The sequence below is a fragment of the Pelagibacterium sp. H642 genome (assembly GCF_031202855.1).
Lineage (GTDB): Bacteria > Pseudomonadota > Alphaproteobacteria > Rhizobiales > Devosiaceae > Pelagibacterium.
Window position 1 is genome coordinate 2,713,515 of the sequence record NZ_CP101829.1, and the last position, 18,939, is coordinate 2,732,453.

19 protein-coding genes are annotated in these 18,939 nt (G+C 62.7%); 13 read left to right on the forward strand and 6 right to left on the reverse strand.

Annotation, left to right across the window (positions count from 1 at the left end):
* Positions 1-16: 16 nt before the first annotated feature.
* Genes kdgD through NO934_RS13375 form a run of 3 tightly spaced genes read left to right on the forward strand, consistent with a single transcriptional unit; the run spans position 17 to position 2,924 of the window.
* Positions 17-925 (forward strand): 5-dehydro-4-deoxyglucarate dehydratase, encoded by a 909-nt coding sequence (kdgD, locus tag NO934_RS13365; protein ID WP_309160460.1) that lies wholly within the window; start codon positions 17-19, stop codon positions 923-925.
* The gene (locus tag NO934_RS13370) at positions 922-2,058 is read left to right on the forward strand and encodes a mandelate racemase/muconate lactonizing enzyme family protein (RefSeq protein ID WP_309160461.1); all 1,137 of its coding nucleotides are present in this window, start codon (positions 922-924) and stop codon (positions 2,056-2,058) included. The genes kdgD and NO934_RS13370 overlap by 4 nt, the downstream gene beginning before the upstream one ends.
* Complete coding sequence (locus NO934_RS13375) at positions 2,058-2,924, forward strand: amidohydrolase family protein (RefSeq protein WP_309160462.1); 867 nt, start codon at positions 2,058-2,060, stop codon at positions 2,922-2,924. Before NO934_RS13370 ends, NO934_RS13375 begins: the two co-directional genes overlap by 1 nt.
* Positions 2,925-2,964: 40 nt before the next feature.
* Here the strand turns inward: NO934_RS13375 and kduD are convergent, their stop codons facing one another.
* Both kduD and kduI read right to left on the reverse strand, forming a co-directional pair.
* Positions 2,965-3,699 carry a 2-dehydro-3-deoxy-D-gluconate 5-dehydrogenase KduD gene (gene kduD, locus NO934_RS13380; RefSeq protein WP_375143302.1) on the reverse strand — a complete coding sequence of 245 codons (735 nt, stop codon included), beginning with the start codon at positions 3,697-3,699 and terminating at the stop codon, positions 2,965-2,967.
* 38 nt (positions 3,700-3,737) lie between these two features.
* Complete coding sequence (gene kduI, locus NO934_RS13385) at positions 3,738-4,571, reverse strand: 5-dehydro-4-deoxy-D-glucuronate isomerase (RefSeq protein WP_309160464.1); 834 nt, start codon at positions 4,569-4,571, stop codon at positions 3,738-3,740.
* A gap of 359 nt (positions 4,572-4,930) precedes the next feature.
* Between kduI and NO934_RS13390 the strand changes: the two genes are divergently transcribed.
* From NO934_RS13390 to NO934_RS13420, 7 genes are all read left to right on the forward strand, one after another.
* Positions 4,931-6,526 (forward strand): ABC transporter substrate-binding protein, encoded by a 1,596-nt coding sequence (locus NO934_RS13390; RefSeq protein WP_309160465.1) that lies wholly within the window; start codon positions 4,931-4,933, stop codon positions 6,524-6,526.
* 98 nt (positions 6,527-6,624) lie between these two features.
* Complete coding sequence (locus tag NO934_RS13395; protein ID WP_309160466.1) at positions 6,625-7,665, forward strand: ABC transporter permease; 1,041 nt, start codon at positions 6,625-6,627, stop codon at positions 7,663-7,665.
* The gene (gene nikC / locus NO934_RS13400) at positions 7,662-8,579 is read left to right on the forward strand and encodes a nickel transporter permease (RefSeq protein WP_375143257.1); all 918 of its coding nucleotides are present in this window, start codon (positions 7,662-7,664) and stop codon (positions 8,577-8,579) included. Before NO934_RS13395 ends, nikC begins: the two co-directional genes overlap by 4 nt.
* Positions 8,580-8,584: 5 nt before the next feature.
* Positions 8,585-9,439: an ABC transporter ATP-binding protein gene (locus tag NO934_RS13405; RefSeq protein ID WP_309160467.1), complete on the forward strand. Its 855-nt coding sequence runs from the start codon at positions 8,585-8,587 to the stop codon at positions 9,437-9,439.
* Complete coding sequence (locus tag NO934_RS13410; protein WP_309160468.1) at positions 9,436-10,215, forward strand: ABC transporter ATP-binding protein; 780 nt, start codon at positions 9,436-9,438, stop codon at positions 10,213-10,215. Before NO934_RS13405 ends, NO934_RS13410 begins: the two co-directional genes overlap by 4 nt.
* A gap of 15 nt (positions 10,216-10,230) precedes the next feature.
* Positions 10,231-10,566 carry a cupin domain-containing protein gene (locus tag NO934_RS13415; protein WP_309160469.1) on the forward strand — a complete coding sequence of 112 codons (336 nt, stop codon included), beginning with the start codon at positions 10,231-10,233 and terminating at the stop codon, positions 10,564-10,566.
* A gap of 55 nt (positions 10,567-10,621) precedes the next feature.
* Complete coding sequence (locus tag NO934_RS13420; protein WP_309160470.1) at positions 10,622-11,326, forward strand: FadR/GntR family transcriptional regulator; 705 nt, start codon at positions 10,622-10,624, stop codon at positions 11,324-11,326.
* Positions 11,327-11,392: 66 nt separating this feature from the next.
* Here the strand turns inward: NO934_RS13420 and NO934_RS13425 are convergent, their stop codons facing one another.
* The 3 genes from NO934_RS13425 to NO934_RS13435 all read right to left on the reverse strand — a co-directional run bounded on the left by NO934_RS13425 (position 11,393) and on the right by NO934_RS13435 (position 14,455).
* Complete coding sequence (locus NO934_RS13425) at positions 11,393-12,544, reverse strand: mandelate racemase family protein (protein ID WP_309160471.1); 1,152 nt, start codon at positions 12,542-12,544, stop codon at positions 11,393-11,395.
* 78 nt (positions 12,545-12,622) lie between these two features.
* Positions 12,623-13,708 (reverse strand): mandelate racemase/muconate lactonizing enzyme family protein, encoded by a 1,086-nt coding sequence (locus NO934_RS13430; protein WP_309160472.1) that lies wholly within the window; start codon positions 13,706-13,708, stop codon positions 12,623-12,625.
* A gap of 48 nt (positions 13,709-13,756) precedes the next feature.
* Entirely contained in the window at positions 13,757-14,455 is a 699-nt protein-coding gene (locus NO934_RS13435; RefSeq protein ID WP_309160473.1) for a FadR/GntR family transcriptional regulator, read from the reverse strand.
* A gap of 71 nt (positions 14,456-14,526) precedes the next feature.
* Here NO934_RS13435 and NO934_RS13440 point away from each other — a divergent pair, with 71 nt between their 5' ends.
* Both NO934_RS13440 and NO934_RS13445 read left to right on the forward strand, forming a co-directional pair.
* Positions 14,527-15,384, forward strand: a complete 858-nt coding sequence (locus tag NO934_RS13440; protein WP_309160474.1) for an NAD(P)-dependent oxidoreductase — start codon at positions 14,527-14,529, stop codon at positions 15,382-15,384.
* A 140-nt stretch (positions 15,385-15,524) separates the two neighbouring features.
* Complete coding sequence (locus NO934_RS13445) at positions 15,525-16,814, forward strand: Gfo/Idh/MocA family oxidoreductase (RefSeq protein WP_309160475.1); 1,290 nt, start codon at positions 15,525-15,527, stop codon at positions 16,812-16,814.
* Positions 16,815-16,832: 18 nt separating this feature from the next.
* Here NO934_RS13445 and NO934_RS13450 read toward each other — a convergent pair whose 3' ends face one another.
* Positions 16,833-17,729, reverse strand: coding sequence for an AraC family transcriptional regulator (locus NO934_RS13450; RefSeq protein ID WP_309160476.1), 897 nt, complete (start codon positions 17,727-17,729; stop codon positions 16,833-16,835).
* A gap of 255 nt (positions 17,730-17,984) precedes the next feature.
* Here NO934_RS13450 and NO934_RS13455 point away from each other — a divergent pair, with 255 nt between their 5' ends.
* The gene (locus NO934_RS13455; RefSeq protein WP_309160477.1) at positions 17,985-18,875 is read left to right on the forward strand and encodes a sugar ABC transporter permease; all 891 of its coding nucleotides are present in this window, start codon (positions 17,985-17,987) and stop codon (positions 18,873-18,875) included.
* Positions 18,876-18,939: the final 64 nt, after the last annotated feature.

Consider the following 18,939-nt stretch of genomic DNA (forward strand, 5'->3'; position numbering starts at 1 on the left):
CAAAGGACTTGTCCCCATGAGCCCCCAAGAGGTCAAACACGCGCTCGGCGCGGGTCTGCTTTCCTTCCCTGTGACCCATTTCAATGCGGAGGGACGCTTCAACGCCAAGTCCTATCAGGATCACGTCTCCTGGCTCTCGGGTTTTGAAGCGGCTACTTTATTCGCGGCTGGAGGGACCGGGGAATTCTTTTCGCTCGCGCCCGATGAAATTCCGGCCATCGTAGCGGCTGCCAAGGAAGCGGCGGGTGGGAAAACCGCTATCGTTTCAGGCTGCGGTTATGGCACCGAAATGGCGGTTTCCATCGCCAAATCGGTGGAAAAGGCCGGGGCCGACGGTATTCTGCTTTTGCCGCATTACCTGATCGATGCGCCGCAGGACGGGCTTTACGAGCATGTGAAGACGGTCTGCCAATCGGTGGGTATCGGCGTCATGGTCTATAATCGCGACAACTCGATTTTGCAGGCCGACACCATCGCGCGGCTGTGCGAGGCTTGCCCCAATCTCGTCGGGTTCAAGGACGGCTCGGGAGATATCGGGCTCGTGCGCCAGATCACGGCTACAATGGGCGATCGGCTGACCTATCTTGGCGGCATGCCAACGGCTGAACTCTTTGCGGAAGCCTATCTGGCGGCTGGATTTACCACCTATTCCTCGGCGGTTTTCAACTTCGTACCGGGATTGGCCGTCGAATTCTACAAGGCCCTGCGTGGCGGCGATCGGGCCCGGTGCGAGGCGATCCTGAAAGAGTTCTTCTATCCCTTCATGGCGATCCGCAGCCGGCGCAAGGGCTATGCTGTTGCTGCCGTCAAGGCCGGCGTGCGGCTGCAAGGCTTTGACGCGGGGCCGGTTCGTGCGCCACTCTCGGATCTCACCAAGGAGGAAGAGGCCATGCTTGAAGCGTTAATCGGCGCGCACAAGAGATGAGGATAGAGGCGGTCAACACCCATTTGCTCGAGCATAGGCTCGACACCGCGTTCGAAAGCGCCTCGATGCGGTTCGATAAGCGAGTGCATGTCCTGGTGGAGATCGTCTGTGACGACGGCACGACGGGCTGGGGCGAGTGCCTTGGCCCGGCGCTGCCCAATGCGGCGGTGGTCAAGGCCTATGCCCAATGGCTGATCGGGCGGGATCCACTGGAGACCGAAAAGCACTGGGCGGTGCTCTATAACGCCTTGCGCGATCAGGGCCAGCGGGGGCTGTCGGTGACGGCGCTGTCGGGGATCGACATCGCGCTCTGGGACATCAAGGGCAAGCATTTCGGCGTTCCCGTTTCCACCTTGCTGGGCGGGCGTTTCCGGGAGAGCGTGAGGGCTTATGCGACCGGATCGTTCAAGCGCGACGGCGTTGATCGGATCGAGGACAATGCGGCCGAAGTCGCCCGATACCGCGAACAGGGTTTCCACGCGACCAAGATCAAGATCGGGTTCGATCCGGAAGAGGATCTGCGCGTGATCGCGGCAGTGCGCGAGGCGGCGGGGCCGGACATGCGCATCATGATCGACGGCAATCACGGCTATGAGGCCTATGAGGCGATCCGGGTCGGCCAGCGGGCGGCCGAGTATGGCATCGACTGGTTCGAGGAGCCGGTGGTTCCCGAGCAATTGCAGGCGTACCGCGAGGTCCGGGCACGCCAGCCGATTCCGGTGGCGGGCGGGGAGACCTGGCATACGCGCTGGGGCATGCGCGAGCCGATCGAGACGCGGTGCGTCGATATCATCCAGCCCGATATCTGCGGCTGTGGCGGGTTTTCCGAGATTCGGCGGATCGCCGATCTCGCTTCGCTGCACGGGGTGCGGGTGGTGCCCCATGTCTGGGGCACGGCGGTCCAGATTGCCGCGGCGCTGCAGTTCACGGCGGCGATGGTGCCGGACCCGGTGCGCAACAAGCCGCTGGAGCCGATCCTGGAATTTGACAGGACAATCAATCCCTTCCGGCAGGCGGTTGTGAAAACGCCGCTCGAACATGCGGGAGGTGTGGTGGCCATTCCCGATAGGCCGGGGCTGGGCATCGAGATCAACCGCGACGCACTGACCGAATTCGCGCTCAAGGCGGAATGATGATCGAAAGAACCTATTCGAGAACCAAGCCCGCAATCGACTTGCCCAAGGGCACGATCGATACGCAGATGCATGCCTATGTGCCGGGATTTCCGGCACTTCCCGGTGGTCCGGGCTTGCCGCCCGAGCCGCTGCCAACCCCCTCGGATTACGAAAAGACCATGGAATGGCTGGGGATCGACCGCGTGGTCGTGACCCAGGGCAACGCGCATCAGTTTGATAATTCCTGTCTCCTTGCCTGCCTCCAAGCCTTTGGAAACAAAGCAAAAGGCGTTGCGGTGGTGACGGGGCAAACCACTGACGACGAGATGGAGCGGCTATCGGCTGCCGGGATCGTGGGCGCGCGGATCATGGATTTGCCCGGCGGTGCGGTGGGGCTCGATCGGCTCGAAGAGGTGGACGAGCGAGCAGCGGCGTTCGGGTGGATGGTGGCCATCCAGTTCGACGGCAGCCATATCCTCGATCATTTCGACCGCCTGGCGGCGCTGAAATCGCGATGGGTGCTGGATCACCATGGCAAGTTCTTTGCCGGGGTAACACCTGACAGTTCACAAGTCGATGCGGTTAAGCGATTGATCGATAAGGGAAAAACCTGGTTCAAATTTGCCGGCTGCTATGAATCGAGCCGCAGCGGCGGGCCGGACTATGCCGATATCGGAGCGATGGCGCGCGAATTGGCAGCGTATGCGCCGGAAAGGATCGTCTGGGGAACGAACTGGCCGCACAACGCCGCCAAGCGAACCGAGGACTATCCGGACGATGCAGCGCTGCTGCAGACCGTGCTGGGATGGTTCCCCGATGACAGGGCCCGACACCTGGCTCTTGTCGAAAACCCCGAGGCGCTGTTCGGTTTCGAGCGCGTTTGACACCCTCTCACCGACATTCGCCCCGGGGATAAGTTTGGCGTCAGCGGGCCAACCAGCCGCCGTCAACGGGGATGGTGGCGCCGTGCATGTAGTCGGATGCGCGGGCCAGAAGGAACACCGCCGCATCGCCGATATCTGAGGGTTCTCCCCAGCGTCCAGCCGGGATTCGGCCTAGAATCTGGGCACTTCTGTCCGGGTCGTTGCGAAGGGCTTCGGTGTTGTTGGTCTCGATATAGCCGGGGGCTATGGCGTTGACGTTGATGCCTTTTTCGGCCCATTCGCAGGCCAGGAGCCGGGTGAGGCCCAGTATGGCTGATTTCGACGCCGTGTAAGAGGCGACGCGGATGCCGCCCTGGAAGCTCAGCATTGAGGCGATGTTGACGATTTTGCCTTTTGCTTCAGAGGCTTGCAGCACGCGGCGGGCGAAAGCCTGGGAGAGGAAGAACACGGTTTTGAGGTTGAGGTCGACCACCGAATCCCAATCTTCCTCGGTGAAATCGAGCGCATCGGCGCGCCGGATAATGCCGGCATTGTTGACCAAACCGTGGATCGGGCCGTGCTCGTCCCAGGCGTTGTCGAGCAGTCCATGAGGCTGCATATACGGGTCGAGATCGGCGAATATGGGGATGATCGACGCGTCTGTCCCGCCGATGCCACCGGCCTTGTGCAAAGTGTCGTCCATCGACGAGCGGGCGACCCCCAAAACGCGTCCTCCGGCCCTCACGATGGCGAGCGCGATCCCCTGACCGATGCCGGTATTGGCACCGGTGACCATGATGGTTTTTCCCGAGAGGGAGAATGCGGAGAGATCGGTCACAGGAGGTCTCCGGGCTGGACGGGTTCGACATCGGTGTAATCGACATTGTCGCCGGCCATGGCCCAGATGAAGGTGTAGCTGCCGGTGCCGACGCCGGAATGGATCGACCAGGGGGGCGAGAGGACGGCCTGCTCGTTGGCGACGACCAGGTGACGGGTTTCGGTGGGCTCGCCCATGAAATGCATGACGCGCTGATCGCTGGCCAGATCGAAATAGAGATAGGCTTCCATGCGGCGCGAATGGACGTGGGCGGGCATGGTGTTCCAGATCGAACCGGGGGCGAGCGTGGTCATGCCGACCACGAGCTGGCAGGTCTGGATGGCCTGGGAGAACTGGAAGATCGAGCGCTCGTTGCAGGTTTCCGACGCGCCGAGGTCGAGACGCTTGGCGTCATCGATCTTGATGAGGGTAGTGGGGTATGTGGCGTGGGCGGGAGCGCTGAGGAGGTAGAATTTGGCGGGTTCGGAACCCGCCGAGGCAAAGCTTACGGATTTGGCGCCCATGCCGACATAGATCATGTCGCGGGTGCCGAGGGCGTGGTCTTTTCCATCGACCGAGACAGTGCCCGGCGCGCCGATATTGACGGCGATCAGCTCGCGCCGGTCGAGGAAGTTCTCGGTGCCGGTGGGCTTGATGGGATCGAGGGGCAGGGGACCGGAAGCGGGGACGGCGCCGCCGACGATCATCCTGTCGTAATGGGTATAGGTGAGCGAGATGGAACCGGAGGCGAACAGATCGTCGACGAGGAAATTTTCCCGCAGCTCGGTGGTGTCCATTGCGGCCGCATGGTCCGGGGCGATGGCGTGGCGTTCGGTGAAATTGGTGCTCATGGGACGCTCCTGGTTTCCATACAACATTTGATCCTGTCATACATATCCGGCGCTGTTATCGCAAGTCTGGTCTCGAGCTTTGGAGTTTCAAGGACATTTACCCGGAGGTCATCAAGGGAACGGCTTTTGCATGGGCAGGATGAACGGCGTGAGGGTGGGGAAAGCGTCAAGCGCTTCAAGCAATATGATTTTCCGTGTTGAATCATCTCTTTCCAATGTTGTTTAAAATTAATACCACTAATTCTTCTCCCACTTTCCCCATATTTCGGCGTATTTTCCGGCGATCGGCCGCAATTGACATCAGTTGTATGATATCGCATATGTAGCGAACTGTCTTTGACTGGGAGGAGGAGCCTAAAATGAAGAAGACACTTCTTACACTGCTCGTCGCCGTTTCGTTGAGCGGAACCGCCGTGCAGGGCTGGGCGGCGACGCCGGACGACCAGCTCGTGATCGGGCTGAGCATGGCCAATATCCTGACGCTCGACCCCGCCGCCATCGCGGGGCGCGAGTCTACCGCGATCATCACCAATGTTTATGACACGCCGGTCCAGCTCGACGCGGTGGATGTGACCCAGGTCAACCCCGGACTTGCCGAAAGCTGGGATGTGAGCGAGGACGGCGTCATCACGCTCAATTTCCGCGACGACGCGGTGTTCGCCTCGGGCAATCCGGTGACCGTCGAGGACGCGATTTGGTCCTGGAAGCGCATTCTCGAACTGGAACTGGTCGGGTCGGCGACCTGGCAGGCCTATGGCTTCACGCTCGACAATTTCGACGAGCACGTCACCGCTGAGGGCAACACGATCACCATCACCATGCCCCAGGAGGGCGATCCTCAGCTCATCCTCTATATGTTCGGCAAGCCCAGCGCGTCCTCGGTGATCGACAGCCAGACCGCGCTTGAGCATGAAGTGGATGGAGATCTGGCGGCAGGATGGCTGACCACCAATACCGCCGGTTCGGGGCCATTCACGCTGCGCAACTGGACCGCCAACGACACGATCGTCCTCGATCGGTTCGACGGCTATTGGGGCGGCGCACCCGACATGCGCCGGGTGCTGATCCGTCACATGCCCGAAAGCCAGACCAAGCGTCTGATGCTCGAGCGCGGCGATATCGATGTGGGGCTAGCGCTGTCGGTGCCCGACATCAATGCGCTCTCGGCCAATGAAGACGTCATCGTGCAGTCGGTGCCCAGTTCGGGCTTCTATTATCTCGCCGTCTCGATGAAGGACGAGAAGTTCGCCGACGAGAACGTACGCCTCGCGCTGCGTTACCTGATCGACTATCAGGGCATCAACGAAACCATCATGCCCAATTACGGCATCCTGCATCAGCGTCCGGTGACGCCGGGCGTGATGGGGACCATTGAAGCCCCCGGCTATACGCTGGACGTGGAGCGGGCGCAGGAATATCTGGCCGAGGCCGGCTATCCCGACGGGTTCACGACGCAATTGCTGGCGATCAACGAACCGCCCTTCATCGATATCGCCACCTCGATCCAGAGCACGCTCGCCCAGGCGGGGATCAATGCCGAGATCGTGACGGGCACCGGCAATCAGGTCTATGGCCCGATGCGCGAGCGCGATTTCGAAATGATTGTCGGCCGGGGCGGTGGCGGACAGGAACCGCATCCCCATTCGAACATGCAGTCGCTGGTGATCAATCCGGACAATTCCGATGATGCCGGGCTTTCCGGGCTGATCGGCTGGCGCACCTCGTTCTACAACGAAGAGCTCAACGCGCTGGCCACCCAGGCGCTCGTCGAACGCGACCCCGAAGAGCAGGCGCAGCTCTATGCAGAAGTCCAGTATCTCTATGAGGAACTGGTGCCCGCCATCCAGCCGATTTCGGCGGTGGTCGACACGGTGGTGTTCCGGTCCGATATCGAGGGCTTCCAGAACCATTACGGCTGGACGACGCGTTTCGACACGGTTTCCAAGAGCCGCTGACCTCACCGAAGGGCGCGCGATACACCACGCGCGCCTTTCATCATTCTCACGCGCCGCCCTTGGCTTTTACGGGCGGAACAGAACGGAGCGGACGGTCCATGGCTCCCTTGTCCCTGCGCATACGAACCCAGGCCAGCGGAGCCCTGGGATTTGTCGGCTCGATAGCGGTGACGCTGTTCGGGCTCTTGATCCTGACCTTCATCATCGGCCGGATGATGCCGGTCGACCCGGTGCTGGCCATTGTCGGAGACGAAGCCACGCAGGCCACTTATGACCGGGTCTATCGCGAACTCGGGCTGGACCAGCCGCTCTATGTGCAGTTCTTCCGCTTCGTGGCCGATCTGGCGCGCGGGGATTTCGGGGTGGCGCTGCTGACCGGGCGCCCGGTGATCGAGGACATCGCCAGGGTCTTTCCCGCAACGATCGAGCTGGGCACGATCTCGATTCTGATCGGCGCCGGGCTGGGCATTCCGCTCGGCGTGCTGGCGGCCACCAACCGCAACAGATTTCCCGACTATTTCGTGCGGTTTTTTTCGCTCATCGCCTATTCGACCCCGACCTTCTGGTTCGGCCTCATGGGCCTTCTTCTGTTTTACGCCATGCTGGGCTGGTCGGGCGGCTCGGGGCGGGTCGAGGTGTTCTATACCGGGCTCGTCCAGCCCATCACCGGGTTCCTTCTGATCGACTCGGTGCTGGTGGGCGAATGGGACGTGTTCTGGAGCGCGCTGCGCAATATCTGGCTGCCGGCCACGGTGCTGGGCCTCAATTCCATGGCCTATATCTCGCGCATGACGCGCTCGTTCATGATCGAGCAGATGGGGCAGGAATATATCGTCACGGCACGGATCAAGGGGCTGTCCCGGCCGCAGGTGATCTGGCGGCATGCGTTCCGCAACATCCGCGTGCAATTGGTGACCATCGTGGCGCTCGCCTATGGCGGGCTGCTCGAAGGGGCCGTGCTGGTCGAGACCGTGTTTTCCTGGCCGGGGTTCGGCGGCTATCTCACCTCCAACCTGATGATCGGCGACATGAACGCGGTGATGGCCTGCACGCTGCTGGTGGGCGTGCTGTTCATCGCCCTCAACATTCTTTCCGATGTCTTGTACCGGGTCTTCGACCCAAGGACGCGTGCGGCATGAGCAGTTCACAGATTCCCATGAGCTGGCGCGAATATCTCTCCAGCGACACGATCACCAGCTCGCGCCAGGCCACCGTGCAGCGCGTCTACTGGGGCGTGCTGAGCTTCCTTTCCAATCCGCTGGCGGTGTTCGGGCTGGCGATCATCGTGGTTCTGGGCATCATGGCGATCTTTGCGCCATGGATCGCGACCCACAATCCGCTGGAACAGAACCTAAGCGCCGCGCTGCAGCCCCCGAGCGGAGAGAACTGGTTCGGGACCGACGAATATGGCCGCGATATCTATAGCCGTATCGTTTATGGCTCGCGCATCTCGCTTTATATCGTGATGCTGGTTTCGGTGATCGTCGCCCCGATCGGGCTGATGATCGGCATGGCGGCGGGCTATTTCGGCGGCTGGACGGATCGGATACTGATGCGGATCACCGACATCTTCCTTTCCTTTCCCAGCCTCATCCTGGCGCTGGCCTTCGCCGCCGCGCTGGGGCCGGGGATCGAGAACGCGGTGATCGCCATCGCGCTCACCGCCTGGCCACCGATCGCGCGGCTGGCGCGGGCCGAAACGCTGACGACGCGCGCCGCCGACTATATCGCCGCCGCCAAGGTGTCCGGGGCGTCATCCCTGCGCATCCTGTTGCGCCATGTGCTGCCGATCTGCATCCCATCGGTGGTGGTGCGCACGACGCTCAACATGTCGGGGATCATGCTTACGGCAGCAGGGCTGGGTTTTCTCGGGCTGGGCGCGCAGCCGCCTTCGCCCGAATGGGGTGCCATGACCTCGGCGGGGCGACGGTTCATGATCGATAGCTGGTGGGTGGTGACCATGCCGGGCATGGCGATCCTGTTGGTGGCGCTGGCCTTCAACCTGTTCGGTGACGGGCTGCGCGACATGCTCGACCCAAGGCAATCGCGGTGAGTGCGATGAACGAACCCATTCTCTCGGTCAAAAATCTCAATGTCGGCTACATGTCGGCGCGGCGGCAATTGCATGCGGTGCGCAATGTCAGCTTTTCCCTGGGGCGCGAGAAGGTCGCCATCATCGGGGAATCGGGATCGGGCAAATCGACGGTGGGGCGGGCCATCGTGCGGCTTCTGCCCGAGATCGCCCGGGTCAGCGCCGACGAGATGCGCTTCGAGGGGCAGGACCTTCTGCGGCTCAATGAAAGGAAGATGCAGGCGATTCGCGGGGCGCGGATATCGATGATCCTGCAAGACCCCAAATTCTCGCTCAATCCAGTGATGAGCGTGGGCGAGCAGGTCGCCGAGGCTTATCTGGCGCACCACCGGGTCGGAAAGGCCGAAGCCCGGCGCCGGGCGATCGAACAGCTCGCGGCGGTGAAGATCCGCGACCCCGAGCATGTCTATACGCTCTATCCGCACGAGGTATCGGGCGGCATGGGCCAGCGCATCATGATCGCCATGATGCTCATTCCCGACCCTGCGATGATCATCGCGGACGAGCCGACCTCGGCGCTGGACGTGACCGTGCGGCTGCAGGTGCTGGCGCTGCTGGACGATCTGGTCCGGGACCGGGGGATCGGGCTGCTGTTCATCAGCCACGATCTCAACCTCGTGCAGAGTTTCTGCGACCGGGTGCTGATCATGTATAGCGGGCAGGTGGTTGAGGAGATCGCCGCGTGCGACCTCAAGGACGCGCGGCACCCCTATACGCGGGGGCTGCTGGCGTCGCTGCCGCGGATCGGGGACCGCAAAGGGCGGCTGCCGGTGCTCGACCGGCAGAGCAGTTGGGCCGAAGCGCTGGAGCGGCAGCAATGAGCATGATCGACATCAAGGGGCTCGACCTCGAACTGGGGAGCGGGCTGCGCCGGCGCAAGATTCTGGACGGGATCGGGTTTTCGGTCGAGGACGGACAGACCTTCGGGCTGGTTGGGGAGTCGGGGTCGGGCAAATCGACGGTGCTGCGTTGCATTGCCGGGCTCTACCGCCATTGGGAGGGTGCGATTTCGGTGGATGGCAAAAGCTTTGCCCAGACACCGCGCCTGCAATGGTGCCGCAAGGTGCAGATGGTGTTTCAGGACCCCTATGGTTCCCTGCACCCCAAGCGCAAGATCGCCGATATCCTGGCCGAGCCACTCAAGGTGCACAAATTCTCCGACATCAATCGCAGGATCGGCGAGGTGCTCGAGCAGGTGGGGCTGGGGGATTCGTTCCGCTACCGCTATCCGCACCAGCTTTCGGGCGGGCAGCGCCAGCGCGTGGCGATCGCGCGGGCGCTGATCCTCGAGCCCAGGATCCTGCTGCTCGACGAGCCGACATCGGCGCTCGACGTTTCGATCCAGGCGGAAATCCTCAACCTGTTCATGGATCTGCGCGAGCGGCACAAGCTCACCTATCTGCTGGTGAGCCATGACCTGGCGGTGATCGACCACATGTGCAGCGCTTTTGCCGTGATGCAGGGCGGCAGGATCGTCGAGGTGCTATCACGCGAGGCGCTGGAGAACGGGCAGGCGCAGACCGACTATACCCGCTCGCTCATAAAGGCGAGCGAAGCTTATGACAGGGATCTGGCGCTTGCCCAGGCCCATAGCTGAGAAAGGAACGGGGACATGCCCACTTCGGGGAGCTTTTTGAAGGGCGCGGATGCGCAGTGGAAGGATGTGGGAGAAGGGCGGCGCATGCAGATGCTGTGCTATAACGACCAGCTTATGATGCTGCGCTGGGAGTTTGCGCAGGGGGCGGTGGGGGCGCCCCATACGCATCCGCACACGCAGACGGCCTATATCGAGAGCGGCGTGTTCGACGTGACCATCAATGGGGTGACCGAACGGCTGGGCGCGGGATCGAGCTATGTGGTCGATGGCGGCGTGCTGCATGGGGCGGTGTGCATCGAGGCCGGAACGATGGTCGATGCGTTTACCCCTATGAGGGAAGACTACGTCTAGATCATAAAGGGGCCGGAAAGCTGGTCGGCTGAGCCGGGCAGCTCGGGAGCAAAACATGCGCAACCGTCGCGACAGTCTTTCGCAGCGTATCGTCGAGGCGGTGCAGGATCGCATTCGCGATGGCTCCTACGGGCCCGGCCAGAAGCTGCCGACAGAGCATGAGCTGATCGGCGAGTTCGGGGTGAGCCGGACGGTGATCCGCGAGGCGATCGCCAACCTCAGGGCGAACGGGCTGGTGACCCCGCGCCAGGGCGTGGGGGTGTTCGTGACCGATCAGCCCTTTGCCCAGCCCTTCGTACTCGCGGCGGGGAACGGGGATGCCGTGCACGAGGCGGTGGCGGTGCTCGAACTGCGCATCGCGCTCGAGGTGGAAACGGCGGGGCTTGCCGCCGCGCGCCGCACGCCCGAGATTCTCGTGACCATGCGCGAGGCACTCAAGCGGATGGACGAGGCCATAGAGGCGGGGGACGACGCGATCGAAGCCGATCTCGCCTTTCACAGGGCCATCGCGGCGGCGACGGAGAACTACCACTTCGTCAATCTGTTCAACTATCTGGGCGAATTCCTGATGCCGCGCTCGCGGCTCAACACCTCGCTGATCGCCCATGAGAGCCGCAAGGACTATCTGCGGCACATCAATGACGAACACCAGCGGGTGTTCGACGCCATCGCGGCGGGCGACAGCGAGGCCGCGCGCGGGGCCATGCGGCTGCATCTGATGGGAAGCAAGGAGCGCCTGCGTGCCAGCGCTTCGGAGTGACGCTCCAAGCGCCCCATGCGCTTTCCGGCGGCCGATGCCATACCGGAAAGCGCCGGGGGAGGAACGCTATTGGGCGACCAGATTGTCGTCGATGAAGTCGAAATTGATGTCCTCGCCGATGCCCGGCTTGTCCGAAAGATGCACGAAACCTTCAGCGTCCATAGGATCGGGGAGGGTGTTGAGGTATTCGAACCCGTCATCATATTCGAGGAAGGGGTGGAGCAGGCCGCGCTCGTACCAGCGCACATTGCGGGCGACGGCGGCGAGCACGAGATTGGGCGCGCCATTGCCATGGATTTCGCAGTTCATGCCGAAGGAATCGGCGAGCGCTATGGATTTGAGCGAGGGGGAGATGCCGCCCACGTCGTGAACACCGGCGCGCAGGATATCGCAGGCGCCCGCCTTGATCCATTCGGCGCGGGCATGGTGCTTGCCGGCGGCGCTTTCCGGGCCCAGGACGGGAATATCGAGATTGTCGGCAAGCCAGGCGTAGGAGGCCATGGATTGTTCATCCATGGGCTCTTCGATCCAGGCATAGCCCAGCTCCTGCAGGCCCTTGCCCAGTTCATAAGCTTCGGTGCGCGAATACCAGTGGAAGGCGTCGATCATCAGGGCGATGTCGGGGCCAATGGCTTCGCGCACGGCGGCGCAGGCCCTAAGATCCATCTTCACATCGGGCGCCCAGGAGACAGGCGGCATCCAGGTGTGGAGCTTGATGCCCTTGTAGCCGCGCTTGACCAGCTTTTCAGCGAAACGGCCATAGTCCTCGGGGGTGGCGAGGCCGCCTTCGAGCTCGTCGCCGCACATGGTGCTGCCATAGGCGGGCACCTTGTCGCGATAGGCGCCGATGAGCTTGTGGACCGGGACGCCAAGGGCGCGGCCGGCCAAGTCCCAAAGGGCGGTGTCGACGACGGCGAGGGTGCGGTCGGTGAGCTGAGCGGCGCTGCCGCGCTGCCAGTGGGCAAGTTCCTGCCATAGACGCTCGCGATCGAAGGGGTCCTGATCGATCAGCACGGTCTTGACGAATTTCTCGATAACATGGGGGCGCATGACCTCGGGGACGCCGAAGCAGTGACCTTCATGGCCCTGGTCGGTGACGATGGTGAGAAGGCCTTGGCGAACCTTGTGAGGGTCGCCGGGATGGGCATGGCCCGCCGCGTCCTGATGCCGGCGCGTCGTGTGCAGGAACACCCGGACCTTTACGTCTACGATTTTCATGGCTCTCCCTTCTCCCGTCACGTTGCCGCGACCCTTACCATTACATATGATGACAGACAAGTTTGAAAACTTATCTTATCACTTATCGGCGGCAAAATGCCGGAGGGCATCGGGGGCGAGGCTGAAGCCCCAGCCGGGGCGGTCGGGCACGGTGATGTCGCCGCCGGTCATCTCCATTTTCTCGGCGTAGAGCGGGCTGAACCAATCGAGATGTTCGAGCAGGGTGGCGTTGGGGAGGCTCGCCATGAGCTGGAGGCTCATTTCGGGGAAAAGGTGCGAGGAGACGGGCGCATTGTAGGCCGCGGCCAGGGCGCCGACGCGCGCGAACTCGCTGACCCCGCCCACACGCTGAAGATCGGGCATCAGGATATCGGCGGCGCCCGTTTCGAGCACGCGGCGAAAGCCGTGGATCGTATATTCGTTCTCGCCGGAGGCGACGGGAATATCGAGCGAGGCCGCGACCCTGGCGGAATTGTCCAGATCGTGGGCGGGAACCGGCTCTTCGAACCAGACGATGCCGTAGCGCTCGAACTGGCGGGCAAGGGCGATCGCGGAGGTTGCGTCCATGGCCTGGTTGGCGTCCACCATCAGGCCGACATCGGGCCCGATGGCGTCGCGCACGGCGGCAATGCGCGGCAGGTCGATATCGGCGCGCCCGGCGAGGCGGAGCTTGACGGCGCCAAAGCCCTGGGATGCGTAGGCGCCGGCCTGTTGGACGATTTCATCGATGTCCTGGCTGAGCCAGAGCCCACCGCTGGTATAGGCCGGAACGCTCGTGCGGCACTGGCCCAGAAGCGCCGCTATGGAGCGGTTGGCGGCCTTGGCGCGCAGATCCCACAGCGCGCCGTCTATGGCAGAGATGCCCATGATGGAGACGCCGGAAAAGCCAATGAAATTGATGCGGCGCCAGGCATCCTGCCAGAAGGCGGAAACGTGATCGGGATCCGTGCCGACGACGGCATCTTTGAGGACGTGGACCATGGTATCGAGCAGTTTGTGCTGCTCGGGGCGGATGGTGAAGATGAGGTTTTCGCCGGTCAGGCCCTCGTCGGTATCGACAAAGACCGCGATCATCGAAAAGCGCTCGATCCTGGCGGTGGCGTTGCCGATGGGCCGCTCAAGCGGGAGCACGAGCGGCACGGTGCGCAGATTGGTGACGATCAACGAATTTTCCCCTGGATATTGCTTATCGAGAGCGGTGAGTTCGCGCGCTCACGCCATGGCATCCCTGAAGCGCTGGGCGCTGGCCATGATGTGATGGCGCATGGCGTCGCGGGCGAAAACGGCATCCTTGTCGGCGATGCCGCGCAGGATTGCCTCGTGCTCGCGCATGCGCATTTCCGCATAGCGTTCGCCGCTTTTCGGGGGCGTTCGCCATGACCGGTCGCGCGGGAAGGCGCGCTCTCCGACCTGGCGGATGACGTAGATGAACTGCGGGTTGTTGGTGGCCGCGGCGATGGCGACGTGAAAGGAGAAATCCCGCGCCACGAGTTCTTCCCGCGTCCTGGCGATCTCCATGCCCTTGAGTTCGGCTTCGATCCTTTCGAGATCGGCCGTGGTGCGGCGGCGGGCGGCCAGCCCCACGGCTTCGACCTCGAGCGCCAGGCGCACTTCGAGGAGATTGAGGATGGCGGTGGGCGTGGCGTCGTCCTCATCCTGAGGCAAGCGGATATGGCCGTCATCGGCCATGCGGGCGACGAAGACGCCCGAGCCGCGCCGGCTGGTCAACTCGCCTTGGGCGCGCAGGCCGGCCACCGCTTCGCGCAAGACGGTCCTGCTGACCTCGAGCTGGGCCATCAATTCGTGCTCGGGCGGCAGGCGGGCGCCCGATTTCAGGCCGTTGGAGGCGATCCAGGCGCGCAGGCGACCAGCGGTTTGGGCCGAGAGGCTCGGCGGCGCGTCGGTTTTCATCTTGCATCGCTCGATTAATACTACTAGCACCAGTATGACTAATTTTCGCGCGCTGCCAAGAGGAGGAAGAGATGCGGATCGTGGTAACGGGAGGCTCGGGCCGGGTCGGCAAGTTCGTGGTGGCTGAACTCGCGGCGGTTGGCCATGAGGTGACCAGCCTCGATCTCGCTCCGGCTCCCGAACGCGTCGGCGGCGTGCGGTATATGGTGGGCAATGTTTCCCATCCCCAGGACGTCTATGGAACGCTGGCCTATGCGTGGCCCGAGGCGGTGGTGCATATGGCGGCCTGGTCAGACCCCGGCATCGTGCCCGACGCGCGGACCTATGCGGACAATGTCGCGGGGCATTTCAACGTTCTCGACGCCAGCAACGCGCTGGGCGTGGGCCGGGTGATCCTGGCTTCGAGTGCGCAGGTCTATGGTTTTGCCGCTCACGACCCGCAATTCGCGCCAGTAACCGAGGATCATCCGCTGCGGCCGCAGAATTCCTATGCACTCTCCAAGATCGCGGGGGAGGGTGCCGCGGACTATTTCGCGCGGCGCGGGCTCAACGTGCTCACGTTCCGGATCATGGGCGTGCGGGCGCCGCAGGACCTCGATGCAGAAATCGAGCGCGCGCTGGACGATCCGCAGGGGGACCGGTTCCTGCTCTGGACCCGCACCGATGCGCGGGACATCGCAATCGGATGCCGGCAGGCGCTAGAGATCGAGACGGTGGAATCGGGGGTCTACAATCTCTCGGGAGCCGAGAACCTGCACGGATGCGAAACGCGCGACCTGTTCGAACGGTTTTCGCCCGCGACCGATCTGTCGCGGCTGCTAGGCGGGACGGCTTCGGGCTTCTGCTCCGGCAAAGCCCGCAAGACATTCGGCTATGAGCCGCGTTTCGTGTGGTCGAAAACGCAGCGGCATCACGACCTGTCAGCTTAATAGTAAAAAGTAGTACGATAAGTTATTGACGCGGCGGCGCGAGCTGTCGATAATCGAAGGGCTTGCCGTTCGCGGCTGGGGCTCGGGGAGTCGTCGGTCGCGGGTGGGCCTCACCTGTTTTCTTTCTCGGGACTGGACCAGTGAAATACGCCATTGTGGGCACCGGCGCGCGCCATGCCATGTTTCGTGACGCCATCGTTTCCACCCATCAGGGGACGGCCGAACTTGTGGGGCTGTGCGACATCAACGGGCACCGGCTGGCGCTATCGGCCCAGGACGTGCCCGAGCGGGGCGGCAATGGGATCGCCACCTATCGGGCCGAGCATTTCGGGCAGATGATCGATGAGCAGAAGCCCGATACGGTGATCGTCACCGTGCCGGACGACCTGCACCACGAATATATCGTGGCGGCCATGCGGGCCGGGTGTAACGTGATGACCGAAAAGCCCATGACCACGGACCTCGCCCGGCTCAAGGCGATACTCGACGCGCAGCGAGAGACCGGGCGCAAGGTGGCGGTGACCTTCAACTACCGCTATTCGCCCGCGCGCACGCAGATCAAGGACATGCTGGTCTCGGGGGTTATCGGCGAGGTGGTGGCCGTGGATTTTTCCTGGCATCTCGACCGGGTGCACGGGGCCGATTATTTCCGCCGCTGGCACCGCTACAAGGACCGCTCGGGTGGGTTGCTGGTGCACAAGTCGACGCATCATTTCGATCTGGTCAACTGGTGGCTCGCTTCGGTGCCCGAAAGCGTTTCGGCGCGGGGGCGGCGGGCTTTCTATACGCCGCAGACGGCCGATGCCATGGGGCTGCAAGGGCGGAGCGAGCGCTGCCATACCTGCCCGGTGTTCGAGCGGTGCGAGTTGCGCATGGATCTTAAACAGGACGAGAAGCTGCGCGAGCTTTATCTCGATGCCGAGGAATTCGACGGCTATCACCGCGACCAGTGCGTGTTTGCCGATGACATCACCATCGAGGACACCATGCAGGTGCAGGTGAACTATCGCAGCGGCGCGATGCTGAACTATACGCTGTGCGCCTATAGCCCCTGGGAAGGGCTGGAAATCCGGTTCCACGGCACCAAGGGCGAGCTGGTCCACAAGCATGTGGAAGTGCATGGGGTGTTCGGCGGCAAGCGGGAAAAGCCGGTCGACGACGCCATGACCACAACGCTGCATGTGGCCGGGCAGGGGCCCGAGTCCATCAAGGTGTGGACCGGGATGGGCGGGCATGGCGGGGCGGACCCGATCATGCTGGGCTATCTCTTCGATCCCGAGGGGATGAGCCCGGACCTTTATGCCCGCTCGTCATCGCATCTGGATGGCGCATGGTCGATCCTGACCGGCGTGGCGGCCAACCGTTCGATCGAGAGCGGGGAGACGACGCATATTGCCCGCATGCTGGCCGAGAGCGGCATCAGCCTTTGAGGATGCCGGGCGGGACGGTCAGGTCCGCTCGGGGATGTGGAAGGTGCCGTCGATGAACTGGCCGCCTTCCTTGGCGCGGGTGAGCAGGCGATAGGCCGATGGCGAGGTGCCGATATAGCGCTTGAACTGGCGCGAGAAATAATAGACGTCCGGATAGCCCGTCATGGCGGCGGTTTCTTTGACCGAGTGGCCGGTGGCCAGGATGTTCATGGCCTGCTCGAGGCGCTTGAACTCGACGAATTTGGCGGGGGTATAGCCCAGCCTTTCCTTGAAGGCGCGGCGGAAATAGTCGGCATTGTAGGGTAAGCGCCCCAGCGCTTCTTCCAATATGCCGGGCTTGAAGGGCTGGCCGGCAATGCGGGCGGCGGCGAGCATGATGTGCAGCGAAAGCGCATCGGGGCCGGCGGCGTTGAGCAGGGCCTGCTCGCGCCAGCGGATGAACGCTTCCTCGATGAACTCGATCAGGATCACCATGAACATGTGATATTGTTCGAGCGTGGTGGAGGAGACGGGCGCGGTCTCCCTGTAATAGCGCACCAGCGGCTCGAGCACGCGCCAGCGGGAGAACTTGACGGTGCGCTTGAGCTCCATCTGGCTGATCAGATCGACATGGCTGAAAAGATCCAGCGTGAAGTGCTGGGCAAAGCCCGAATAGATCGGGCCCGTGCCCAGGCGGCCGACAAAACGGGCGCCGGCGGGAATGAGCATGGCTTCGCCGGGGGAGAGCGAGGCGGGTTCACCGTCAAGCTCGTAGAGGGCGCTGCCGGAGATGCAGACGACGAGGTCGTGCACCTCGTTGGACTTCTCCACCCGCCAGGTGGAGGTGTGCCGCATCTTGATGGTGGAGCGCGAGAGCTTGAGCGAGAGCGCATCGGGCGGAATGCCCGCCAGGACACGACCTTCGGTTTTCTCCATCATTTTCTCCAGAACTGTGAATTCCGTTTTACACGCCGTCTCTTTTTAATGAAGTCATATGATAACTATGGTCAAGATGTGATCAAGTTATATGGGAGGAGATAGGGAAGTCTTGCTGTCATTGTGCCCGGGCGGTGCGGCGGAGCAATCCCGTTCAGTTGTCATGATGCACGATTTCGTACCTTCTGACATGAGAGTGCCGGCGATGATTGGACATCGGGCTCTCTCCGGTCACCACGATCGGGGAGAGCGCTGATGGGCGGTGAAAACAAATGGATCGGGCTGGCCTATGTCATGCCCTATGTCGTGGGGCTGGTGATCTTTACCGCCGTTCCATTCGGCGCTTCGTTCTACCTCTCGTTCACCGACTATCCGCTGCTGCGCGACCCGATGTGGGTTGGCCTGGCCAACTATGTCGAGCTGCTATTTAACGACCGCACCTTCCACCGCGCGCTGCAGGTGACGCTGACCTATGTGTTCATCACGGTGCCGCTCAAGCTCGCCTTCGCGCTGCTGATCGCCTACGTGCTCAACTACAAGCTCAAGGCGATCGGGTTCTTCCGGACGGCCTATTACGTGCCCTCGATCCTGGGCGGGTCGGTCGCGATCGCGGTGCTCTGGCGTTATATCTTCGCCGATATCGGGCTGGTGAACATGGTGCTCACCGGGCTTGGCTTCGAGGCGATCAACTTCTTCGGCGATCCGCGCTATGCGCTGTTCACCATCACGCTGCTGCGCGTGTGGCAGTTCGGTTCGGCCATGGTGATCTTTCTTGCCGCGCTGCAGTCGATCCCTACCCATGTCTATGAGGCGGCGGCGATCGATGGGGCGAACAAGGCGCAGACCTTCTTTTATATCACCCTGCCGCTGATCACGCCGGTGATCTTCTTCAACCTGATCCTGCAGATGGTCGAGGCGTTCCAGGAGTTCAACGGGCCGTTCATCATCACCGACGGCACCGGTGCGCCGCTGCGCTCCACCTACCTCGTGCCGCTCTATATCTACGACAAGGCGTTCCGGCAGTTCGACATGGGCTATGCCTCGGCCATCGCCTGGATCCTGTTCGCGATCATCATGGTGCTGACCGTGATCGCCTTCTGGTCCTCGCGGCACTGGGTCTATTACGCCGGCGACAGGCGGAGCTGATCGCGATGACAACACTTGCCAATCAGCCCCAGACCGCGCTCGAGGAAGCCCGCGCCCATAACGC

Coding starts and splice junctions, on each gene's coding strand:
- kdgD (WP_309160460.1), top strand. CDS start 17: ATGAGCCCCCAAGAGGTCAAACACGCGCTCGGCGCGGGTCTGCTTTCC.
- NO934_RS13370 (WP_309160461.1), top strand. CDS start 922: ATGAGGATAGAGGCGGTCAACACCCATTTGCTCGAGCATAGGCTCGAC.
- NO934_RS13375 (WP_309160462.1), top strand. CDS start 2,058: ATGATCGAAAGAACCTATTCGAGAACCAAGCCCGCAATCGACTTGCCC.
- kduD (WP_375143302.1), bottom strand. CDS start 3,699: ATGGTCACCGGTGCCAATACCGGCATCGGTCAGGGGATCGCGCTCGCC.
- kduI (WP_309160464.1), bottom strand. CDS start 4,571: ATGAGCACCAATTTCACCGAACGCCACGCCATCGCCCCGGACCATGCG.
- NO934_RS13390 (WP_309160465.1), top strand. CDS start 4,931: ATGAAGAAGACACTTCTTACACTGCTCGTCGCCGTTTCGTTGAGCGGA.
- NO934_RS13395 (WP_309160466.1), top strand. CDS start 6,625: ATGGCTCCCTTGTCCCTGCGCATACGAACCCAGGCCAGCGGAGCCCTG.
- nikC (WP_375143257.1), top strand. CDS start 7,662: ATGAGCAGTTCACAGATTCCCATGAGCTGGCGCGAATATCTCTCCAGC.
- NO934_RS13405 (WP_309160467.1), top strand. CDS start 8,585: ATGAACGAACCCATTCTCTCGGTCAAAAATCTCAATGTCGGCTACATG.
- NO934_RS13410 (WP_309160468.1), top strand. CDS start 9,436: ATGAGCATGATCGACATCAAGGGGCTCGACCTCGAACTGGGGAGCGGG.
- NO934_RS13415 (WP_309160469.1), top strand. CDS start 10,231: ATGCCCACTTCGGGGAGCTTTTTGAAGGGCGCGGATGCGCAGTGGAAG.
- NO934_RS13420 (WP_309160470.1), top strand. CDS start 10,622: ATGCGCAACCGTCGCGACAGTCTTTCGCAGCGTATCGTCGAGGCGGTG.
- NO934_RS13425 (WP_309160471.1), bottom strand. CDS start 12,544: ATGAAAATCGTAGACGTAAAGGTCCGGGTGTTCCTGCACACGACGCGC.
- NO934_RS13435 (WP_309160473.1), bottom strand. CDS start 14,455: ATGAAAACCGACGCGCCGCCGAGCCTCTCGGCCCAAACCGCTGGTCGC.
- NO934_RS13440 (WP_309160474.1), top strand. CDS start 14,527: ATGCGGATCGTGGTAACGGGAGGCTCGGGCCGGGTCGGCAAGTTCGTG.
- NO934_RS13450 (WP_309160476.1), bottom strand. CDS start 17,729: ATGGAGAAAACCGAAGGTCGTGTCCTGGCGGGCATTCCGCCCGATGCG.
- NO934_RS13455 (WP_309160477.1), top strand. CDS start 17,985: ATGGGCGGTGAAAACAAATGGATCGGGCTGGCCTATGTCATGCCCTAT.